Source organism: Pseudoalteromonas sp. SWYJZ19, from assembly GCF_015864375.1.
Taxonomy (GTDB): Bacteria; Pseudomonadota; Gammaproteobacteria; order Enterobacterales; family Alteromonadaceae; genus Pseudoalteromonas; species Pseudoalteromonas arctica.
This window is the reverse complement of record NZ_JADYXI010000006.1, coordinates 20,685-40,377: the sequence shown is the minus strand read 5'-3', so window position 1 is coordinate 40,377 and position 19,693 is coordinate 20,685. Positions and strand designations below refer to the sequence as shown.

The window sequence follows — 19,693 nt, the reverse complement described above, 5'->3', positions numbered from 1 at the left end:
AACTAGCGAGCCAGCACTAAACGTAGATGATTTAAACTTCCTTCCTGTAAAGATTGTGGCATAGGGACTTTTATGACACTGGTGCTATGAGGAGCAAAAAAAACATCGTATCCGTTTGCTTTTAATTGATCTTTTAAAATTCGATCGCTCAGGGTTTTATTTTTAGTGATTTTTATTTCATAATCACTTAATCGTCCTGCCCCTTTTCCTTCATTTAATACTTCAGTGACGATAAAGCCATCCTCAACATGAGGCTCTTTTATAGTCAGTTTAGGAACTAATCGAGGTTGATCCAAATGAACAATTAAATTTATATTTAACAACATCGTAAGTTGTGACTGTTTATTTATAGACTGGTTTGCAATGGGCTGCTCAATCAAACTAACTTGATAGCTTTTATCTGTACTAGGAAGTTTTTTATCTAACCATCTAAATTGCAACTGCTGGCTTTGCCCTGGTTGCAAAAATAGCGATGGAGGAAAAACCCACAATGGAGAGTCATCTAAAGAAATTAATTTAGGCGTGCCTTGAGAAAAGTCAATTTCGTAAATTTGGATATCAAAAGCAATGTCTCTTGGTAACTGATTGTGAACCAAGCTAGAAGCGTTACTTGAACGACTATCAGGGGAGAAAGTAACCACCATAGGCGTTACTTCTACACCAAAGGTCGGTGCAATTACAATTACATATATAAGAAAGTAACTGCATATCCGCAGCATTAAAAATTGACCTCAAGATCACTGCTTGCTGCATTAAATTTTGTTGGAATTTTTATTGAGACCTCACGGCTAGATTTTGGTAATAAAATTTTTCCAGTCAGTGCTTTACTCAATTCAGCCCCTTCTAATAATAGCTCTTGATCACCGCCTTTAATAAGCCACTGTGCCTGCGATAAGCGAATATATTTATTGCCTGTATTTTCCAGAAGCACATTCCATGTTTCTGTATCTACTTGGCGTTTATTTTTAATTAATAATTTTGCCTCAGCACCTTTAGGCACCACATTAAATAAAGTCCTAAAGCTAACTGACATACCAACGCCTGACTGCCCCGCTTTCTCTAAATCAACAGATACCTGATCAATGGCTACACGGTACGCTTTCGAATTTTCTAATATTGGTTCCCCAATATATCGAACAATTACCGACTGACTTTTCCCGGACGGAATAATTGTAGTCATGGGAATAATTAAAAAGTCTTCTTCATTCGCTTTTAATGTTTCATCACCGTTAGGTGCAATTAGTAAATCAAAAGCTGATATCTCAATAGTTAAAGAACTATCTGAAGGGTTAGATATACGAATTGTTTGTTGTGATTGGCTACCTGATGATTCAAGCTCTGCGACCATTGGTTTAACTTGAAAAGCCAGTGTAGAATAAGAGCTGAGTAAAAGTATCATTAAAAAGATATAACGCATATAGAGTCCCTCCTGCTAAATTAAAAGGCAGTAATTACTGCCTTTTATTATGCTAATTAGTTAGCTGTTATTGCCAACATCAGCGTATCTGCATAAGTACCGGCATAAACGGGTGCTTGTGTTACAGTTAGTAAAATATTTCCAGCTACGCCACCTGCTGCAAGCGTTGGAGAACCAGCACGGCTTTGCGACTCAGATTTATCATTTTGGCCATTCTCAGCCGAAAGCGTAAAATCAAATGTCCCTGCAGTTAACTTGGCAGTGTAGCCGACACCACGATCTTCATGGTCAGCATTTTGCAAGTGCCCTTCAGATGTTGTTAATGACATTGTTGCACCATCAACATCATTACACTGCAAATCAAAGCCTACATTTTTAGTTGCACCATCTGATAATGTTTGAAAGAATTGTGTAGTGTTAATGTTGCTCACCCCACAAATCGATGACACTGCACCACCTACATTTAGATTTTCAGCAAATGCTGCGCCAGATGTTAGAGTTGCGATTGCTGATAACACGATTAACTTTTTCATTTTAATATTCCTTATCCATGTGACATATTTGTTTATATTTAATAGTTAGTGTTTTACCAAACTCCACCAGATACAACCGATGGTGTCATTTCTATGCGAAGCACATCCTGGTAACTTCCGGCATAAATTAAAGGCTCATCTAGTTTTAACTGTAATTTAGCTACGCTGTTAAATAAAATCTTATCAACATCAAAATTGTACATAGATTTGAGCTCAAGTGCTGTTGCAGAAACGTCGCTTGAAACCCCCTCTATTGACCAATTAATGTTATAAGCATTTATTTGAGTACTTTGCTGATGGCGCAGGCCACCATTTTCAGATTGCATTGATACTCGCATAGGTGAATTACAATTAATCACTAGCTTTGTACTCGCAAGGCCATCTGAAGAAAACTGAAGGTTGTTATTTTGAGTAGTAAAGCCGCACACTGGTGAAATATGACCTACCAGAGTTAAACTTACTTCATCGTTACTGTATGCATTCATTGCAAAGAAACATAATAAAAACCATATTACCTTCTTCATCCGCGCCATCTCCTTTGACCGACCTCGCTAAGACAGGACTGATACTATGATAAAATTGCAGTTTAGAAAGTTGTTATTTGCTTATGATTAGCTTTACTTATTGATAATTTCGACTATGTAACAATATAAAATATAAACATTTAAACTAAATAACTTATGTAAAACACTTATAATTAAATGTTAACAAATCTATATGGTAGTAAATACAATACTTACGGCTTGTAAGTTACATTAAGACGTTATAAACAAAAATCACCAGGCGTATATTTTATATCCAACCCCAGTACTAAACATTTTTAAACACAAACATTCGCACCTGATTAATTAAAAAACAAAATAATATTGACTAAAAATAAAATAAAAACCTTAAACAGTTCTGTTTATTAGATAAATACTCGTTATGCACTTATACTAATAAAGAAATCAACATTTAAATAACAAATAGGAACAACATATGAAAAAGCTATCTGTAGCAGTGGCTGTATGTGCAGTTTTAGCATCTAGCTATGCTAGTGCTGAGGTAAGAATTAATGGTTTTGCATCAATTGTCGGTGGTAAAAGTCTGGATAGTGACAGTACTTTGTACGGCTATGATGACGATATCTCTTTTAAAAATGAGAGTAAATTCGCTTTACAATTATCTGCAGACCTACATGAAAAGCTAACAGCTACGGCTCAAATTATTGCGCGTGGAGAGGATGACTTTGACGCTACATTCGAATGGGCATACATTACTTATGAATACAGCGATGAACTGCAATTTAGCGCTGGTAAAATGCGTGTTCCTTTTTACAAGTATTCTGATTTCTTGGATGTAGGTTATGCTTATCGCTGGGTACGTCCGCCAAAATCAGTATACGGTATCCCATTTTCAACTTATGAAGGAGTTAGTGTAGTTTACAGCTCTCAATTAGGTGATTGGGATTCTACGCTTCAAGGCTTTTATGGTGCATTCGATGGTGATATTGACGTATTTGGAACAGAATTACCTGCTGAATTAAATAATTTAGCCGGTATAAACTGGAGTCTATCATACGACTGGTTCAGTGCGCGAGCTGCATACATTGTGGCCGACACTAGCATTTCATCAGAGGATAGCGGCCTAATTGGTCTCGTAAGTGTATTGTCTGATAGTGGCTTAACTAATACTGCGAATGACCTAATCACTGAAGAAGATAAAACGAGTTTCGTTGGCGTTGGTTTTTCTGTTGATTATGAAAACTTTTTGTTTGATGCCGAATATACACAATTTGAGGTTGAAGACAGTATACTGCCAGAACAGTCACAGTATTACGCATCAGTTGGTTACCGTATTGACAGTGTAATTGTTCATTTTACTTATGAAGACAATGATGACAAACATGACTCATCACGTTTTAATACCATTGAGTCAATACCAACCTTAAACTCGGCTGTAAATGGTGCTCTTGAAGGTCTTCGTGCACAAAGTAACGTATACACAATTGGTGCACGTTATGATTTTCACCCTTCCGCTGCTTTCAAAATCGACTTTAGTCGTTTTGAAGATGATATAACCGATACAGAGACGGATGTTGTAGCTGTTGGTGTAGATCTTGTCTTTTAATTGGAGCTTATGATGAAAAAATTAATTTTAGTAAGTGCACTTTCATTGTGCTCAATTAATGTATTTGCAGAAGTTGCTGTGATTATTAATCCAAGCAATGCTAGCACAGTAGATGCTGACACAATAAAAAAGATTTATCTGGGAAAAAGTAAGTCATTTAGTAATGGCGATAAAGTTAATCCTATAAATCAAGATGGTACATCTGTAGCTGATGAATTTAACGACAAAGTAGTAGGTAAGTCTAGCAGTCAGTTAAATGCATATTGGTCAAAGCTTGTATTTACAGGTAAAGGCACCCCGCCTGAAAAACTAACAACTGACCAAGCTGTTATTGATTTTGTTGCTGCTAATAACGATGCTATTGGCTATGTTGATAGCGCTAAAGTGACCGATAAAGTAAAAGTAATTGCTACCTTTTAGCAGTGAAATTGATATAAAAACCACCTACAGGTTAATACTGATAGGTTAATAAATATTTAACTAATCAATAAACCGACCTTCTGGTTCGTTTATGAAGGCTTCTGAATTTATTCAGAGGCCTTTTTTTGCAGCCCACTACAACACTTTTTCTAGCCAATAGTTACGCATCCAATTCAGAAGACTTCTGTCAGCTGAGTGTTGCGAACTGTGCAATTAATATTATTAATTTAATTCAGACTATGTTTATTGAGAACTCAGGGAGTATCCCTAAATAAATAGAGTAATAGTAAGCTAAAGTAGAGCATCACATATTACTAATAAAGCGGGAGTGGACATATACTAGGTATGTCAAACCAGATATCCAAACAAAAAAGCCAGTCAGCGGTTAACTAACTGGCATCAACCCTAGGGTTGATTTTTATACTGGCTCAGTACTAAGCTTTACTCGATTCTAAACTTAGCGGTTGCATCTAATAGGTTATCAGATAGGTAATGTAGGTTTTTGGCTACGTCGCGTACAGCAAGTAGTGAGTCCATAGTATCTTCGAACGATACATGCATATTTGACACATTATCTACTACCATAGCTGCAACGGATGTTTGTTCTTCAGTTGCTGCTGCTATTTGCGAATTCATACCATTAATTTCTAACATTTGCTCTGCGATTTTCTCTATTGAAATACCTGTTTTTTCTGCGGCTGTAGCATTATCTGTTGCCATATCACGTGCTGAAGTCATAGCAGCTACAGATTCATTTGCGGCAGTCGTTAATGATCCCAATAGTTCACGTATTTCATTAGTAGAATGTGCAGTGCGAGAAGCCAGTTCACGAACCTCATCTGCCACTACAGCAAAGCCTCTTCCATGTTCACCTGCTCGTGCAGCTTCAATAGCAGCATTAAGAGCGAGTAAGTTTGTCTGATCTGCAATAGACGTAATTACATTCAAAATCTGCGATACATTTTTTGTATCGTCCGCAAGCTTATTAATAGTCCCTGCAGCTCGATTAATTTCATCACTGAGCGTACGAGAAGCGGTAACTGACATCTGTACTTGTGTACGACTTTGTTCAACTTCTTTCTCGGCCGTTTCAGCAGCGTGAGAAGCGTTAGCTGCAGATTCTGATATATCACCAACACTCTGTTTCATTTCTTCCATAGATTGCTTAACAATTTCAGCATCAGTGGTTTGCTTTGTTGTAGCACGCTCAGCTTGTTCCATACCTTGAACTAATCGTGTTGAGTTTTCCATTAAAGGCTCACATACAGCAATAACTTCAAGAACTGTTTCTCTTAGTAAGGAAATAAATGCGTTAAAATTAATAGAGACTTGGCCAATTTCGTCTTCTGAGTTAACAGATAGCTGTGTGCTTAAAGAACCATTGCCGCTTGCTAATAAACTAAGGTTGTTAGCTGCATCACTCGCAGATGAACCTATATTCTTAGCAATCCAAATAGCCATAAACAATAATAAAATTAATGAAATAATGGATACAGCTAACATTAGAGTTAATGCTTCATCAGAGCGCGCTTTAGTGTTGGCAACCAGTTCAAAAAAACGATTATCCGCTTTTTGTTGAGCGCCTTTAAAACTTTCTAAGACAGATCCATATAAACTTGTTTTAAGCTGCGCTTGTTGCTGAATCTTACTAAAATCAGCAGTACCGTTAACCATACCTGTAGCAATACTTGAGGATATTTTTTCATAATCTGACAACTCATTAATAATATCGTTATTAATGTAGGAGTTATTAAGTTGCGTTATTAAGGTAATATTAGACTCTAATGTTTGATATACCTCGTCTGCTTTAACTATAAGATCTTGCTCACCAAACGTAACCGCTTGGGTATAAAGTTCATCAAGTTTTTCTAAAAGCCCTACATTTTGCGACGTTATTTTTACAACTTTATACGATGAGTTACTCATTTCATCGAGAGAAACCTTATTATCATTCATAGCTAAATAGTTTATCAATACGATCACTATGAAAGCCACTACGGCAATGCATGTTATTGCATGTATTTTTTTTGTTATGCTTAGGTTTTGAAAAGAGAAGCCTGAAGCCATACTGTGCTACCTTATTTTATTGTCTATATCTATTATCGGCTTGATATCTATAAGTGTGAGCTAAATTTGTAATATTTCTAGTTTTTTCTAACAAATAGAAGAATTATTTAACAATAAACACACATCGCTCATAAAACAATCACAATAAATTACAGATACAAAAAAACCAGTAACATCACTGCTACTGGTTTCTAAATTTGGTGCGGATGGGGGGACTTGAACCCCCATGCCCTAAAGCACCACCCCCTCAAGGTGGCGTGTCTACCAATTCCACCACATCCGCATTTTTTAAGCTTTCGCTTAATTGTTAAACATGTGATTTATTTGAGGACTATAAATCGTTTAACGATAGCTTTACGCTAAATTAGTTTGGTACGTCAGAGCTTTGCTCTTTAGTAGATGTTACTGGAACATCTTCTTCAACAGGAACCACTGTTTCTACTGCTGGAGCTGCTTCTAGGTTTTCCCATTCGTCAGTCTTTTTAATTTGACCAGCAGTTAGGTTTCCTAACACAATGCTTAATACAAAAAATACCGTTGCTAAGCTTGTGGTTGTTTTTGTCATAAAGTTACCTGCACCTGACGAACCAAAAACTGTGCCTGATGCACCAGCGCCAAATGAAGAACCCATATCTGCGCCTTTACCTTGTTGAATTAAAACCATTCCAACTAGAGCCAAAGCCACAACTAAATAAACTACTAATAAAATTTCGTACATCTTATACAGTCCCTTTTGCACTGTTACAGATTGCAGTAAAAGATTCTGCTTTTAGACTTGCGCCGCCAATTAAGCCGCCATCTATATCTGTTTGTGCAAATAATAATTCGCTATTTTTTTCATTAACGCTACCACCATATAAGATGGTAAGCCCTTGTGCTAAATTGCTATCAAGTGATGCAATTTTGTCACGGATAAATTTATGAACAGTTTGTGCCTGCTCTGGCGATGCAGTCTTACCTGTGCCTATGGCCCAAACGGGCTCGTATGCTATCACAGAATCTTTCAGTGCTGCTACACCTAATTTCTCTATTACTGCATCAATTTGTGCAGCAACTACTTGTTCGGTTTGGCCGTTTTCTTGCTCACTTTCGCTCTCGCCTACACATAATATTGGTGTTAACCCAACTTGCTGTGCTCTAGCAAACTTTTCAGCGACTGTTGCATTACTTTCGTTATAAATACTGCGGCGTTCAGAATGACCAACGAGTACGTAAGTTGCACCTAAATCTTTTATAAGCTGCGCATCAACTTCACCAGTAAATGCGCCAGGTGTATTTTCAGAAACAGTTTGAGCTCCTGTAGAAACACCGCTAGCTACCATTGCTGGTACAAGTGGGAATGGAGGAAATAAAACAATGTCCATCTCTTGTGATTTTACATCGTTAATAGCGTCAGACATTTGTTTAACTAACTCTAAAGAGCCATTCATTTTCCAGTTGCCTGCGACCATCGCCTTGCGTATTGCCATTATCCACTCCACATTAGAAAGCGGGCGAGATATTAACTTTTCTCGCCCAAAGTTACAAGAGATTATTGTTATTAATCAGTTTGTTTGCTCATAGATTCTACAACAGCTGCAATTTTTTGAGCGCTGTCGATTACAATCCTTTCTTGCTCGGCTTCAACCATAACACGAACCACAGGTTCAGTGCCTGATTTGCGCAGTAAAACACGGCCTTTATCGCCTAAAGCAAGCTCTACTTCTGCAACAGCTGAAAGTACTTCAGGTGCTTTTGTAGGGTCAGTTCCAGCGGTATAACGCACATTAATCATCTTCATTGGATACTTGGTAAAACCAGCACCTAAGTCTTGCAATGTACGATTTTGCGCAACCATAGCAGCAAGTACTTGTAAGCTTGAAATAATACCATCACCCGTGCTAATTAAATCTAGATTTAGTACATGGCCAGAGCTTTCACCGCCAATTTTCCAGCCTTTTTGCTGTAGTAACTCCATAACATAGCGATCCCCTACTTTACTGCGAGCAAACTCGATACCTTTTGCTTTTAAAGCATTTTCAAGGCCCATGTTAGACATAACAGTGCCAACTACACCGCCACCCAAATTATCATCTTGGGCTGCTTGGCAAGCAATAATATAAACCAGATCATCACCATCAAATACACGGCCATTATGATCAACCATCATCACGCGGTCACCATCACCATCGTATGCAATACCTACGTCGGCTTTAAGTTCAAGCACTTTACGTTTAAGGGTATCTACGTGAGTAGCGCCACATTCATGGTTGATATTAACGCCGTTAGGCTCACACGCATGTGTTATTACTTCTGCGCCAAGTTCACGCATAACAGAAGGTGCAATATGATAAGTTGCGCCATTTGCACAATCGACAACAATTTTAAGACCTTCTAAAGACAGGCCTTGCGGGAACTGGCTCTTACAAAACTCTATATAGCGGCCATCCGCACTGACTAAACGCGATGCTTTGCCTAATTTATCTGAAGCAACACATGTCATTTGCTCATCAAGCATCGCTTCAATTTCAAGCTCTACTGCATCATCAAGCTTTAAGCCTTGACCATTGAAAAACTTAATACCGTTATCGTAATACGGATTATGTGAGGCACTAATTACAATACCTGCCTCAGCACGAAATGTTTGCGCTAAATAAGCAACGGCAGGTGTAGGCATAGGACCCAATAATACAACATCAATACCAGCAGCAATTAAACCAGCCTCAAGTGCGGTTTCAAGCATATAGCCCGAAATACGCGTATCTTTACCAATAATTACTTTTTTAGTACCACTTTGCGATAATACACGCCCAGCAGCCCAGCCTAGCTTCATTGCAAATTCAGGGTTTATTGGAGCAGCGCCTACAAGTCCACGCACGCCATCGGTGCCAAAATATTTTCTTTCTTTCATTGTGAAATTCCTTGTTCGCAGGCTTGATATACACCAAGTACATCTGCGGTTTCTTTTACGTCATGTACACGAATAATTTTTGCGCCATTTTGCGCTGCGATTAACGCACCCGCTAAGCTGCCCGCTAACCGTTCATTTGTATTTCTGTTTAATAAATTACCTATCATCGATTTACGAGATAATCCGGCCAATAATGGCAAACCTAATTTATTAAAATCATCAAACTTAGCCAATATTTGATAGTTATGACTAAGCGTTTTTCCAAATCCAAAACCTGGGTCTAGAATAAGTCGTTCAAACTTAATCCCAGCTGTTTCACATGCTTTAATACGTTCACTAAAAAACATACTTATATCTGCAAACAAATTATCGTAATGAGGTGACGATTGCATGCTCCGGGGCTGCCCTTGCATATGCATTAAACAAATTGCTACATCTTCATACTGCGCAACCGTTTCTAAGGCGTCTATTTCTTGCAAAGCTCTAACATCATTGACTATATCTGCCCCTGCAAGTATTGCTTGTTCCATTACTTGTGCTTTACTGGTATCAATTGAAATAACGCAATCACTGTGCTGACGTATCGCTTTAATAGCGGGGATTACTCGAGCAAGTTCATCTTCTAAGCTAACATCTGGCGCGCCTGGGCGAGTAGATTCTCCCCCTATATCTAAAATTGTCGCACCGTCATCTAATAATTGCATTGCGCGCTTTAGCGCTATTTTGGGATCTAAAAACTGCCCACCATCAGAAAATGAATCCGGCGTTACATTTAGTATTCCCATAATAACGGGCTTTTCAAGATTAAGCGTACGCCCTCTCGGAAGCTTTAATATGTTAGTCATTGCCAACCTTTATTCTTTTTCTAAATAGCTGATACAAAAAAGCCCCGAAGTTCGGGGCTTTCATTACTATTTTAACGATTATTCAGCTTTGTCATCAAGGTTTGTTTCATCTTTTTTTGATGAATCATCAGTCTTTTGATTTTCATCAGCAACTGGTTCTTGAGGTTCTTCCGCTTTTACCGGTTTAGCTTCATGACGGTCATGTGCATCACGCGGTTCACGTACTGGTTGGCGTGCCATTAAATCATCAATTTGCTTAGCATCAATAGTTTCGTATTTCATTAACGCATCTTTCATTGAGTGAAGAATATCAATATTTTCTTTTAATATTTCTTCTGCTCTTTGATAGTTACGATCTGAAAGTAATCGAACCTCTGCATCAATTACTTTTGCCGTGTCGTCCGACATGCTAGATGAACGACTACCGCCACCACCCATATACATTTCGTTCTGATCTTCAGCGTAAAGTAACGGACCTAGTTTTTCACTTAAACCCCAATGTGTAACCATTTTACGCGCTATATCTGTAGCTCGTTCAATGTCATTACTTGCACCCGTTGTTACTTTATCTGCGCCGTAAATAAGCGCTTCAGCAATACGGCCACCATAAAGGCTAGAAATCATTGATTCTAAAAGCTCTTTTGAATGACTAACACGATCTTGCTCAGGCAAGTACATTGTTACACCCAGCGCACGGCCACGTGGAATAATAGATACTTTATAAACTGGATCATGTTCTGGCACCATACGACCAACAATAGCATGGCCAGCTTCATGGTACGCTGTCATTGCTTTTTCTTGCTCGCTCATCACCATGGTCTTGCGCTCTGCGCCCATCATGATTTTATCTTTAGCAGCGTCAAATTCAGCCATACTTACAACACGTTTATTACCACGCGCTGCATAAAGTGCAGCTTCGTTTACTAAGTTAGCTAAATCCGCGCCAGAGAAACCTGGAGTACCACGTGCTATAAGAGCAGCTTCTACGTTATCGCCTAATGGCACTTTACGCATGTGTACTTTAAGTATTTGCTCACGACCACGAATATCAGGTAAACCTACTTCAACTTGACGGTCAAAACGACCTGGGCGAAGTAATGCAGGGTCTAGTACATCTGGTCGGTTAGTTGCTGCGATAACAATAATACCTTCGTTACCACCAAAACCATCCATTTCTACTAGCATTTGGTTAAGTGTTTGCTCACGTTCGTCGTTACCGCCGCCCATACCAGCACCACGTTTACGACCAACAGCGTCAATCTCATCTATAAAGATAATACAAGGCGCCGCTTTTTTAGCTTGCTCAAACATGTCTCGTACACGTGACGCACCAACACCCACAAACATTTCAACAAAATCTGAACCAGAAATTGTAAAAAATGGCACTTTAGCTTCACCAGCAACAGCCTTCGCAAGTAACGTTTTACCGGTACCTGGAGGACCAACCATTAGTACACCTTTAGGAATACTACCGCCAAGTTTTTGAAACTTAGAAGGATCTCGTAAAAAGTCTACCAGCTCAGTAACATCTTCTTTCGCTTCATCACAACCTGCAACATCAGCAAACGTTGTTTTAATTTGATCTTCACTCATTAAGCGAGCTTTACTCTTACCAAATGACATAGCGCCTTTACCGCCGCCGCCTTGCATTTGACGCATGAAGAATATCCATACACCTATAAGCAGTATCATCGGGAACCAAGAAATAAATATACTTGCTAAGAATGATTGTTCTTCAGGTTGTACACCCTTCACATTTACATCATTTTTAAGTAAATCATTTATTAAGTCTTCATCGTACATTGGCATCGTTGTTTGAAAACGCTCACCACTGCTCTTAGTACCAGTAATATTTCCTGTACCGCGGTCGATAATAACTTCTTGTAAAGAGCCACTGCGGACATCTTTTACAAATTGAGTGTAACTTGTTTGACGATCAACTTGCTCGCCGCCATTAAAGCTCTGAAAGACTGACATCAGCACAACTGCAATCACCAGCCATAGTATTAAATTTTTCGCCATATCGCTCAAGGGGTTAACCTCTTGTATCCAATTAATTTAAATTCAACTAAACGCCAAGCAACTGTACTACAGTTTGTATCCAGTCGCTACTATATATACTTCCCGAGAACGGGCACGTGAGGCATCAGGTTTGCGTATTTTCACTGCTTTAAAACTATTACGTACATCTTGCAAGTATTGATCAAAGCCTTCTCCTTGGAAAACTTTAACAATAAATGCGCCATTTTTCTTTAGTACTTGACTACACATATCCAGCGCAAGTTCTACCAAATACATACTACCCGCTTGATCTACTGAGTTATTGCCACTCATATTTGGTGCCATGTCAGAGAGTACCACATCAACATTTTTACCATCAATACGTTTTAACAACGCATTTAATACAGCCTCCTCACGAAAGTCACCTTGTAAGAAGTCAACACCCGCAAGTGAATCCATCGGCAATATATCACACGCGATCACTTGGCCTTTGTCACCTACTTTTTCAGCCAAATATTGAGACCAACTTCCTGGAGCCGCCCCTAAATCAACAACTGTCATACCTGGACGAAGTATTTTATCTCTATTTTGTACTTCATCTAATTTAAAAACCGCTCGGGAACGCCAGCCTTTTTTTTGCGCTTCTTGAACATATTTATCATCAAAATGTTCTTTCAGCCATCGCTGTGAACTGGCTGACTGTTTTTTATTTGTCATAAATTAACACGCAACTAATTAGTAATATTCTCTAGATGGCGTTAGAATACCCTTAATTCAAGCCATATTCAGCAAAATTTGTATAAACATGACATTATCAAACAAACAAAAGCAGTTTTTAAAAGGTCAGGCACATAGCCTTAAGCCTGTAGTTTTACTAGGTTCTAACGGTTTAACCGAAGGCGTAGTAGTAGAAATTCAAAGTGCATTAGAAATTCACGAATTAATCAAAGTTAAAGTTCCAACTGACGATCGTGAAACAAAAGCATTAATTTTTGAAGCAATCGTACGTGAAACTGGTGCGACTAAGCTACAAACGATAGGTCACACTATTGTGCTTTATCGTCAAAGCGTTGAGAAAAAAATACATTTACCGCGTAACTAATTATTCCTGTTAAAGGATTTAGTGCGTTTAAATTAAAAAAACCAGCTTAATGCTGGTTTTTTATTATTTAACATTTTAAATCAAAAACTCATTTTATGATGGGTTACATCATATTCGCTACCATTACTACTGCGCTTCTTATTCAATATAAAGTACTGAGAAAATTGTGTTTCACTCATTGCTGGCACTTTTTCATTCGAAAGTAGCTCGGCTAGTTGCGGTGTTGTATTACTGTGCCCAATAACAACAACTACACCTTTTAGTTTTAGTAACTCATTTTTTAAATCACTTAGCTTACCTGCGTTATACACATTTATTTTGGTATTAAAATGTGCCTGCAAAGGTGCGGCTGTTTGCAACGTGCGTTTATAGTTGCTGCTAAAAAGATGTATATTTTGATGTTCTTTAAACAACGTAACTAAATTATTTGCACGTGCCTTCCCCTCTTCTGAAAGCGCTGGATTTTTACCCGTTAACTTTTCGCTATGACGAAACAAATATATCTCATCAGGTGCTGCAAACACTAAACTACAATTGAATGACATGATTAAAAAAGTGATTGCTAATATTATTTTATTATTCATATTTTTTTACCTCGTTTGTATTCTAATAGCCTGTCGATAAATTCAGTCGTTAGCTCATTGATTACGCCGGTTTCAGCATTAACTATTAAGCTAAAACCAATATTTAAGTGAGGAAATACAATCACATCACTTCTATAACCTTGCACCCAGCCACTATGATAGTAAAGTGTTTCATCAGCATAGTTATAAACGCGCCAGCCTAATCCGTAATAGGCTTCATTGAGGTGTTTTTTCCATACCCTGCGATGCATTTCTTTTTTTGTATGTGTATAAGGGCGTGTTTGTTTTGCTAGAGTATCCAATGACAAAACATCAGGATATTGGCCCAGCTGCGCTCTTAACCAAATAGCCATATCACTTGCGCTAGCGTTCACACCAGCTGCAGGTCCCACTTTATAATAATTTTTTTTAAGCTTAGCGCTATACCAGCGTTTTTTACCCCGCACATGAGGTAGAGCATAATTATTGTCATGCACCATTTGTTCAAAACCTAAGCTCGCATCACTCATTTTTAATGGCTCAAAAATAGCTTCTCGTAACCACTGTCCGTAACTTTTATCGGTGCTTTGTAATATCACATCGCCTATAAGACTAAACATAACGTTTTGATAGCCATAACATTCGCCGGGTTTGCAAATTGGTTTGACGCTAAGCAGCTTTTCAACAATACCTGGGTAATCCATACGAGATTCAATTAAATTGTCGTATGCATTAGGAACTAATCCACTTGAATGGCTTAAAAGATGAAACACCTTTAAATCATCTTGATAAACAGTCCCTTTAAAATCAGTTATGTATTCGCTAACAGGCTTATCTAATTCCAGTAGGCCGTTAGCAGCCAATTTAGCTGATAACGAGCCTGCAAATGTCTTCGAAACAGACGCGAGTCTAAACCGAGTATGCTTATTAACTTTTTGTCCATTTCGTGATTTAGTTACGCCCATGGTGTGGATGTAGTCTGAATTGTTTATATTTACAATCGAAAGCGCTGCACCGGGTATACCTTTACTTTTTAATTTTTTTTGTGCGTAACGGCCGTACTTTTTTACAAATGCATCCCAATCAGGATCCGCTTTTGCTGCAAAACCCACAGAACTAAACAGCAAACACAAAGCAGATAGGCAATACGATAAAGAGTTGAGATACTTCATTTTTTATAAAATTTATCTTTTTAACTACATCTGCGCAGATAATATCATGAAGTTTTGTTTGTACTAACGTACAATACGACGATTATTTGGTTTTAAGCGAGTGTTTAGTACTTATGCGTTTTTTAGTTGTGTCACTTTTTATTTTATTATCAACTGGTTGTGCTATTACAAAGCAACCGGCCGAACCACTGGCTATGCCATTAAAGCCAACATTAAAAAGTCAGACCTATCAACTTGAGTACACTACAGAGCACTCATCTCCAAAAGTTAAATCGGTTCAACTTCCTGCACATAAAGTAGTTAGAAACCAAACAGTAAAAATCATTACCGATAAGGCAAGCGTAACCGATAAACTTCTATCGCAAATTAGCCAAGCACTGAACGATAAACAACTAAAAGTAACAACTAAAAATAACAGTGACTACACACTGACTATTCAGCAACTCGATTTAACTTTCACAGATGATACTAAGTACGCAATAAAGCAACCAGAGAAGCCATTTACTTTATATTCAAATGTTGCCCAGCAATACCCAACACAACAGTGCGCTGCAATATTTGCACAAGTTAGTATGCGTCTCACGCACAAGTCATCGGGTGATGTTGTTTGGTTTGCTAAATCTTCAATCGACAGTGCAAGTTTTCATCGTGAACCACTAATTTACAATTTCACCGAAGAGCAAAAAATAACAAATGAGCTTGAGGTTGTCGCTTTTATTCATCAGCAAAACACTGACGAGGCCCGAATTGAAAGACTTGGCAAAGATATTCAAATACCTCAGTACAAAACGTTGTCAAAACTATCTAGCCTTACCAAACTTAGCGGTCCATGTAATAGAACAGAAGTAAGTGCATTAACACCTATGATGCAGTTTTACTTGAGTAGTATATTAATCGATAAAATTAAAGTTCAGTAAATTAGGGTCTGTTGATCTTTACGGATTAAAATTTGTTCAAACTAGGGGCTATTTAATCGCGGCGCGAGATTTGTAACCTAGTGGGCTAAGTCAAAACCGAGCAACAAAGAGTAAATAGCCCCTAGGAAGAACCCTTTGGGCAGCGCCTGTTTGGCATTAATGCTACGTTATCGCCCATTTATGGGGAATAGCCACACTGCATAGGCTCTGCCTTACCTAAATACCAAACAGACTGCTGCAAATTTAACCTTGAAAGATCAACAGACCTAACACTTACTACATTTTTTTACAGATTAAAGGAACGAATTAACAATATACTACGCTTAATAACAAATAATAATTAGGCCCTAAGGGATGAGAAACGCTTTGCTTAACCATACTTTACTGAGCATAACACTGCTTTTTTGCTGCATTTTTAGCACGTCGAGTATGGCAAGTAACCGCTATTATGCAGATAATACGTTAGAGCCAACCCAAGGCTTTGCGTGGGATTGGAGTGCTGGTGCGGGCTTTTATATTGAAGATTCTTACCTTGTCGGCATTGAGTCTTACGATAAAGGCGTTGAGCTCGACTTAAGTCTTGCTGTTTCCTACGATAAATTTTACCTTGATTTCGATCACAATCAACTCAGTGGCGGCCTTGTAATAGGCTACAGTCTTATAGATAAATTTGATTGGGGCCTAGATATATTAGGCACAAATACTCAAGCTGGATTTGACGAAAAAGGCCTCGGATTCTATAACCATGGTGTTATAAAAGAACTCCAAGGTATAAAAAAACGTAATTACGACTTTGACGTCGGCCTTCGACTTTCTCGTCGATTTGAAAATTCTCAATTCTCTTTTGAATACCTTCATGATGTATCTGGCGCGCACAATGGCTGGGTTATAAACAGCTTTTTTAGTCACATTTTACCATGGCGAAACTGGGAGTTTAGATCTGGTGTTGGTTTAAGCGCCTACTCTGCTGACTTTACCAATTATTACTTTGGCATTGATAGCGATGAAGCCACCAGCCTTCGCCCGATTTATAGCAGCAATGCCAGTACTAGTATTATTTTTGAGTTCCATGCTGAGTACCCAATAAGCCAAGATTGGGTGTTTTTATCCGGCTGGCTTACCACATGGTTTTCAAAAGAGATTGACGACAGTCCAATTATTTCCCAAGGATATCAACACAAAGCCAAGGTAGGCCTACGTTATGTATTTTAGATGGATCTGTGTATTACTGATCTTCCCCAGTACTTTTACTGTTAAAGCTCAGGAACCTCCTGAAGCACTTATAGCAGTTCCAGACACCTGCGTTGCATTGCGCGAAGGGCGAAATTGCTACGCTGACGTAACGCTAACGTGGGAGCAACCTATCATTGGTAATTACTGCCTACGTGACGCCACCTCAAAGTACATAATGCAATGTTGGCTCAAGCAACAGAGCGGTACCTTTAATTATGCATTTGATTCACAGCAAAGTATTTCATTTGAACTATTTGACAGCAATACCTCTAAAATAATTAGTATTGCCGAAGTAAAGCTTCAATGGGTATATCAAAACAGGCAAAAAAAGCGCCGCTGGCGACTATTTTAATACCAATCGCATTAAGGATATTTTCATGGATAACTATGGCACTATTTTACTCGTTGAAGACGATGTATCACTTGCTCAATGGGTTGCTGAATACTTAACAGAGCAAGGCTACACAACGCATGTTTGTCACAGAGGTGACGAAGTAATTAGCCAAGTCAAAACGTTAAATCCAAATATCGTGCTCCTTGATATTATGCTTCCAGGGCAAGATGGTATAAGCGTGTGTAGAGAACTTCGTAGTTTTTATAATTCGCCCATCATAATGCTCACCGCACGCGATGAAGAAATGGATGAGGTCATTGGTCTAGAAGTAGGTGCAAGCGACTACATAATGAAACCTGTGCGCCCTCGTGCATTGCTAGCGCGTATAAAAGCAGCCCTTCGCCAAAACAATGAGCCAAATACCCCACACGTTAACGAGAGTGTTATTAATGTTGGTACGCTTAGTATTGATACCGAATCTAGAAATGTAAAACTCAACAAGCAAGACGTAAACATATCAAGTGCTGAGTATTTACTGCTTCATTACCTTGCGAGCAATGCAGGCCAAGTGGTCTCGCGTGACGCTGTATTTAAAGCAACCAAAGGCAGAGAATACGATGGGCTTGATAGAAGTGTTGATGTACTTATTTCTGCACTTCGTAAAAAGTTTAATGATGATCCACAAAACCCTGAAAAAATTAAAACTATTTGGGGCCGTGGATATTTACTTGTTTCTACTGCGTGGTAATAAAGTGATGAATAAATAAATGAAAAAGTTTTATATATCGCTTTTAGGCAGTGCACTTTTATCTATTGTGGTATTGGGCTGGCTTATTGATGCTTTTAGTCAACAAGCGCATACCCCACAGGATGAATTTAGTCAGCAAAGTAAAATGATTATGGGTTTTAGCAAGCAATTAGCTAACATACCCACATCTGAGCGCAGCGATTATGTAAAACAACTGGCGCTAGAATTTGATGTTTTAATTGATTATAAACCTAATGAATCACTTGCTTTACCGCCTTCTTTATTATTACAAATGCATACGCCGGGTGGGCTGATTTTAGAAGATCAGCAAGGCTTTTATATGCTTTATAGCAGCGCTGTTTTAAATCCTTTTCACTTATCAATGCGTTTAGATAAAATTTTTGATAGCGAGCAACATAACGACATTATATTAACCTTACTCTTTTACGCAGGCTTATGTGTATTTATGGGGTTTATTATTGCGCCCTTAGCTAAACGATTAACCGTGTTAAATGAAGCCGCTAAAAAGTTTGCCTCTGGTAATGTTCAAGCCCGAATAAAAGTATCGCATTTTACTTACATAAAAGACGTAGAGCTTACCTTTAACCGCATGGCCAGCCAAATAGAGAAACTTGTCGCTGAAAATAAACTAATGGCTTCAAGTTTATCTCATGATATACGCACCCCTATCGCGTGCCTGCGATTTGGTTTAGATGCGGCATTAGATAGCCATGATGAGCAAAAAGTAAAACAGTATTTAACCCGTATGGAAAATGATTTAGACCATATGGAATCGATGCTTAGTAGCTATTTAGCTTTTGCTACTTTAGAACAAAATGCTAATAAGCTGACCTATTCATCAACAAACATTAAGTCCTACCTTGAAGATATTTTAGTTCAACTTGCACCAAAACTTGAAATGCAAATGCTTAACGTACAGCTCAATAGTACAGATAAAATAATAAATGCAGATCTTCACTGGCTTGCTCGCGCAATTACTAACTTATTAACTAACGCATGTGATTTTGCAAGCCAACATATTTACCTGAGCGCAAAGTTACACGAGCAACAGCTTATAATAACGGTAGAAGATGACGGCCCGGGTATCGCTCGAGAAAATTTTAGTAATGTATTTAGCCCATTTTTTAGGGAAGAAGATCACCGTAACAGAGCTGATAAAAGTTACGGCCTTGGTCTAGCTATTGTTGAAAAAGTAGCCGACTGGCATCATGGCAGTGTTAAAGTAAGTAAAAGTACCCAGCTAGGTGGTGCGTGTTTTACTTTCACTATTGCACAGCATCATAATTCGTAAAGCAATAGTTACAGACTGTAATTAACAATT

At 38.4% G+C, this 19,693-nt stretch carries 21 protein-coding genes and 1 tRNA gene; 8 read left to right on the top strand and 14 right to left on the bottom strand.

All coding sequences use genetic code 11. The annotated features are described in order from the left end of the window. Nucleotides 1-2: 2 nt before the first annotated feature. The 4 genes from I6F45_RS07690 to I6F45_RS07675 form a co-directional block, all read right to left on the bottom strand. Nucleotides 3-644, bottom strand: coding sequence for a hypothetical protein (locus I6F45_RS07690; protein ID WP_231609639.1), 642 nt, complete (start codon nucleotides 642-644; stop codon nucleotides 3-5). Between the two features lie 74 nt (nucleotides 645-718). Then, nucleotides 719-1,417 carry a molecular chaperone gene (locus I6F45_RS07685; protein ID WP_197160118.1) on the bottom strand — a complete coding sequence of 233 codons (699 nt, stop codon included), beginning with the start codon at nucleotides 1,415-1,417 and terminating at the stop codon, nucleotides 719-721. 56 nt (nucleotides 1,418-1,473) lie between these two features. Then, entirely contained in the window at nucleotides 1,474-1,950 is a 477-nt protein-coding gene (locus tag I6F45_RS07680; protein ID WP_024594053.1) for a hypothetical protein, read from the bottom strand. Nucleotides 1,951-2,003: 53 nt separating this feature from the next. Then, on the bottom strand, nucleotides 2,004-2,474 hold the full coding sequence (locus tag I6F45_RS07675) for a hypothetical protein (RefSeq protein WP_024594052.1): 471 nt from the start codon (nucleotides 2,472-2,474) through the stop codon (nucleotides 2,004-2,006). 454 nt (nucleotides 2,475-2,928) lie between these two features. On the opposite strand from I6F45_RS07675, the gene I6F45_RS07670 reads away from it, so the two are divergent. Both I6F45_RS07670 and I6F45_RS07665 read left to right on the top strand, forming a co-directional pair. Further along, on the top strand, nucleotides 2,929-4,059 hold the full coding sequence (locus I6F45_RS07670; protein ID WP_165728728.1) for a porin: 1,131 nt from the start codon (nucleotides 2,929-2,931) through the stop codon (nucleotides 4,057-4,059). A gap of 12 nt (nucleotides 4,060-4,071) precedes the next feature. Then, nucleotides 4,072-4,479: a phosphate ABC transporter substrate-binding protein gene (locus I6F45_RS07665; RefSeq protein WP_024594050.1), complete on the top strand. Its 408-nt coding sequence runs from the start codon at nucleotides 4,072-4,074 to the stop codon at nucleotides 4,477-4,479. A gap of 441 nt (nucleotides 4,480-4,920) precedes the next feature. Here the strand turns inward: I6F45_RS07665 and I6F45_RS07660 are convergent, their stop codons facing one another. The 8 genes from I6F45_RS07660 to rlmE form a co-directional block, all read right to left on the bottom strand. Continuing rightward, a complete protein-coding gene (locus tag I6F45_RS07660; protein WP_024590962.1) occupies nucleotides 4,921-6,546 on the bottom strand; it encodes a methyl-accepting chemotaxis protein in 1,626 nt (541 codons plus the stop codon). 198 nt (nucleotides 6,547-6,744) lie between these two features. Next, nucleotides 6,745-6,829: transfer RNA gene (locus tag I6F45_RS07655), tRNA-Leu, on the bottom strand. Between the two features lie 81 nt (nucleotides 6,830-6,910). Further along, nucleotides 6,911-7,264: a preprotein translocase subunit SecG gene (secG, locus tag I6F45_RS07650; protein WP_002962769.1), complete on the bottom strand. Its 354-nt coding sequence runs from the start codon at nucleotides 7,262-7,264 to the stop codon at nucleotides 6,911-6,913. Between the two features lies 1 nt (nucleotide 7,265). Beyond that, complete coding sequence (tpiA, locus tag I6F45_RS07645) at nucleotides 7,266-8,015, bottom strand: triose-phosphate isomerase (protein WP_007586641.1); 750 nt, start codon at nucleotides 8,013-8,015, stop codon at nucleotides 7,266-7,268. Between the two features lie 71 nt (nucleotides 8,016-8,086). Next, the gene (gene glmM, locus I6F45_RS07640) at nucleotides 8,087-9,436 is read right to left on the bottom strand and encodes a phosphoglucosamine mutase (RefSeq protein ID WP_197160116.1); all 1,350 of its coding nucleotides are present in this window, start codon (nucleotides 9,434-9,436) and stop codon (nucleotides 8,087-8,089) included. After that, nucleotides 9,433-10,281, bottom strand: a complete 849-nt coding sequence (folP, locus tag I6F45_RS07635; RefSeq protein WP_010553862.1) for a dihydropteroate synthase — start codon at nucleotides 10,279-10,281, stop codon at nucleotides 9,433-9,435. Before folP ends, glmM begins: the two co-directional genes overlap by 4 nt. A 78-nt stretch (nucleotides 10,282-10,359) precedes the next feature. Next, complete coding sequence (gene ftsH, locus I6F45_RS07630; protein WP_231609128.1) at nucleotides 10,360-12,303, bottom strand: ATP-dependent zinc metalloprotease FtsH; 1,944 nt, start codon at nucleotides 12,301-12,303, stop codon at nucleotides 10,360-10,362. Nucleotides 12,304-12,369: 66 nt separating this feature from the next. Further along, entirely contained in the window at nucleotides 12,370-12,999 is a 630-nt protein-coding gene (gene rlmE, locus I6F45_RS07625) for a 23S rRNA (uridine(2552)-2'-O)-methyltransferase RlmE (RefSeq protein WP_007586629.1), read from the bottom strand. Nucleotides 13,000-13,087: 88 nt separating this feature from the next. Between rlmE and yhbY the strand changes: the two genes are divergently transcribed. Further along, nucleotides 13,088-13,384: a ribosome assembly RNA-binding protein YhbY gene (gene yhbY, locus I6F45_RS07620; protein WP_002963153.1), complete on the top strand. Its 297-nt coding sequence runs from the start codon at nucleotides 13,088-13,090 to the stop codon at nucleotides 13,382-13,384. Nucleotides 13,385-13,464: 80 nt separating this feature from the next. Here the strand turns inward: yhbY and I6F45_RS07615 are convergent, their stop codons facing one another. Together I6F45_RS07615 and I6F45_RS07610 are read right to left on the bottom strand one after the other, a co-directional pair. Continuing rightward, nucleotides 13,465-13,968: a SixA phosphatase family protein gene (locus I6F45_RS07615; RefSeq protein ID WP_165728722.1), complete on the bottom strand. Its 504-nt coding sequence runs from the start codon at nucleotides 13,966-13,968 to the stop codon at nucleotides 13,465-13,467. Continuing rightward, nucleotides 13,965-15,119 (bottom strand): serine hydrolase domain-containing protein, encoded by a 1,155-nt coding sequence (locus tag I6F45_RS07610; protein ID WP_197118713.1) that lies wholly within the window; start codon nucleotides 15,117-15,119, stop codon nucleotides 13,965-13,967. The genes I6F45_RS07615 and I6F45_RS07610 overlap by 4 nt, the downstream gene beginning before the upstream one ends. A 113-nt stretch (nucleotides 15,120-15,232) precedes the next feature. Here I6F45_RS07610 and I6F45_RS07605 point away from each other — a divergent pair, with 113 nt between their 5' ends. From I6F45_RS07605 to I6F45_RS07585, 5 genes are all read left to right on the top strand, one after another. Next, nucleotides 15,233-16,036 carry a hypothetical protein gene (locus tag I6F45_RS07605; RefSeq protein WP_007586622.1) on the top strand — a complete coding sequence of 268 codons (804 nt, stop codon included), beginning with the start codon at nucleotides 15,233-15,235 and terminating at the stop codon, nucleotides 16,034-16,036. Nucleotides 16,037-16,465: 429 nt separating this feature from the next. Next, a complete protein-coding gene (locus I6F45_RS07600) occupies nucleotides 16,466-17,248 on the top strand; it encodes a MipA/OmpV family protein (protein WP_010553867.1) in 783 nt (260 codons plus the stop codon). Next, a complete protein-coding gene (locus I6F45_RS07595) occupies nucleotides 17,238-17,621 on the top strand; it encodes a DUF3019 domain-containing protein (protein ID WP_007586617.1) in 384 nt (127 codons plus the stop codon). Before I6F45_RS07600 ends, I6F45_RS07595 begins: the two co-directional genes overlap by 11 nt. A gap of 25 nt (nucleotides 17,622-17,646) precedes the next feature. Then, on the top strand, nucleotides 17,647-18,351 hold the full coding sequence (locus I6F45_RS07590; RefSeq protein WP_024590954.1) for a response regulator transcription factor: 705 nt from the start codon (nucleotides 17,647-17,649) through the stop codon (nucleotides 18,349-18,351). A 19-nt stretch (nucleotides 18,352-18,370) separates the two neighbouring features. Continuing rightward, nucleotides 18,371-19,663: a sensor histidine kinase gene (locus I6F45_RS07585; protein ID WP_101216201.1), complete on the top strand. Its 1,293-nt coding sequence runs from the start codon at nucleotides 18,371-18,373 to the stop codon at nucleotides 19,661-19,663. Nucleotides 19,664-19,693: the final 30 nt, after the last annotated feature.

What these genes read in the sequence shown, in the direction of transcription:
- I6F45_RS07690 (WP_231609639.1), bottom strand. Translation starts at nt 644, where the DNA reads ATGGTGGTTACTTTCTCCCCTGATAGTCGTTCAAGTAACGCTTCTAGC.
- I6F45_RS07685 (WP_197160118.1), bottom strand. Translation starts at nt 1,417, where the DNA reads ATGCGTTATATCTTTTTAATGATACTTTTACTCAGCTCTTATTCTACA.
- I6F45_RS07680 (WP_024594053.1), bottom strand. Translation starts at nt 1,950, where the DNA reads ATGAAAAAGTTAATCGTGTTATCAGCAATCGCAACTCTAACATCTGGC.
- I6F45_RS07675 (WP_024594052.1), bottom strand. Translation starts at nt 2,474, where the DNA reads ATGAAGAAGGTAATATGGTTTTTATTATGTTTCTTTGCAATGAATGCA.
- I6F45_RS07670 (WP_165728728.1), top strand. Translation starts at nt 2,929, where the DNA reads ATGAAAAAGCTATCTGTAGCAGTGGCTGTATGTGCAGTTTTAGCATCT.
- I6F45_RS07665 (WP_024594050.1), top strand. Translation starts at nt 4,072, where the DNA reads ATGAAAAAATTAATTTTAGTAAGTGCACTTTCATTGTGCTCAATTAAT.
- I6F45_RS07660 (WP_024590962.1), bottom strand. Translation starts at nt 6,546, where the DNA reads ATGGCTTCAGGCTTCTCTTTTCAAAACCTAAGCATAACAAAAAAAATA.
- secG (WP_002962769.1), bottom strand. Translation starts at nt 7,264, where the DNA reads ATGTACGAAATTTTATTAGTAGTTTATTTAGTTGTGGCTTTGGCTCTA.
- tpiA (WP_007586641.1), bottom strand. Translation starts at nt 8,015, where the DNA reads ATGGCAATACGCAAGGCGATGGTCGCAGGCAACTGGAAAATGAATGGC.
- glmM (WP_197160116.1), bottom strand. Translation starts at nt 9,436, where the DNA reads ATGAAAGAAAGAAAATATTTTGGCACCGATGGCGTGCGTGGACTTGTA.
- folP (WP_010553862.1), bottom strand. Translation starts at nt 10,281, where the DNA reads ATGACTAACATATTAAAGCTTCCGAGAGGGCGTACGCTTAATCTTGAA.
- ftsH (WP_231609128.1), bottom strand. Translation starts at nt 12,303, where the DNA reads ATGGCGAAAAATTTAATACTATGGCTGGTGATTGCAGTTGTGCTGATG.
- rlmE (WP_007586629.1), bottom strand. Translation starts at nt 12,999, where the DNA reads ATGACAAATAAAAAACAGTCAGCCAGTTCACAGCGATGGCTGAAAGAA.
- yhbY (WP_002963153.1), top strand. Translation starts at nt 13,088, where the DNA reads ATGACATTATCAAACAAACAAAAGCAGTTTTTAAAAGGTCAGGCACAT.
- I6F45_RS07615 (WP_165728722.1), bottom strand. Translation starts at nt 13,968, where the DNA reads ATGAATAATAAAATAATATTAGCAATCACTTTTTTAATCATGTCATTC.
- I6F45_RS07610 (WP_197118713.1), bottom strand. Translation starts at nt 15,119, where the DNA reads ATGAAGTATCTCAACTCTTTATCGTATTGCCTATCTGCTTTGTGTTTG.
- I6F45_RS07605 (WP_007586622.1), top strand. Translation starts at nt 15,233, where the DNA reads ATGCGTTTTTTAGTTGTGTCACTTTTTATTTTATTATCAACTGGTTGT.
- I6F45_RS07600 (WP_010553867.1), top strand. Translation starts at nt 16,466, where the DNA reads ATGGCAAGTAACCGCTATTATGCAGATAATACGTTAGAGCCAACCCAA.
- I6F45_RS07595 (WP_007586617.1), top strand. Translation starts at nt 17,238, where the DNA reads ATGTATTTTAGATGGATCTGTGTATTACTGATCTTCCCCAGTACTTTT.
- I6F45_RS07590 (WP_024590954.1), top strand. Translation starts at nt 17,647, where the DNA reads ATGGATAACTATGGCACTATTTTACTCGTTGAAGACGATGTATCACTT.
- I6F45_RS07585 (WP_101216201.1), top strand. Translation starts at nt 18,371, where the DNA reads ATGAAAAAGTTTTATATATCGCTTTTAGGCAGTGCACTTTTATCTATT.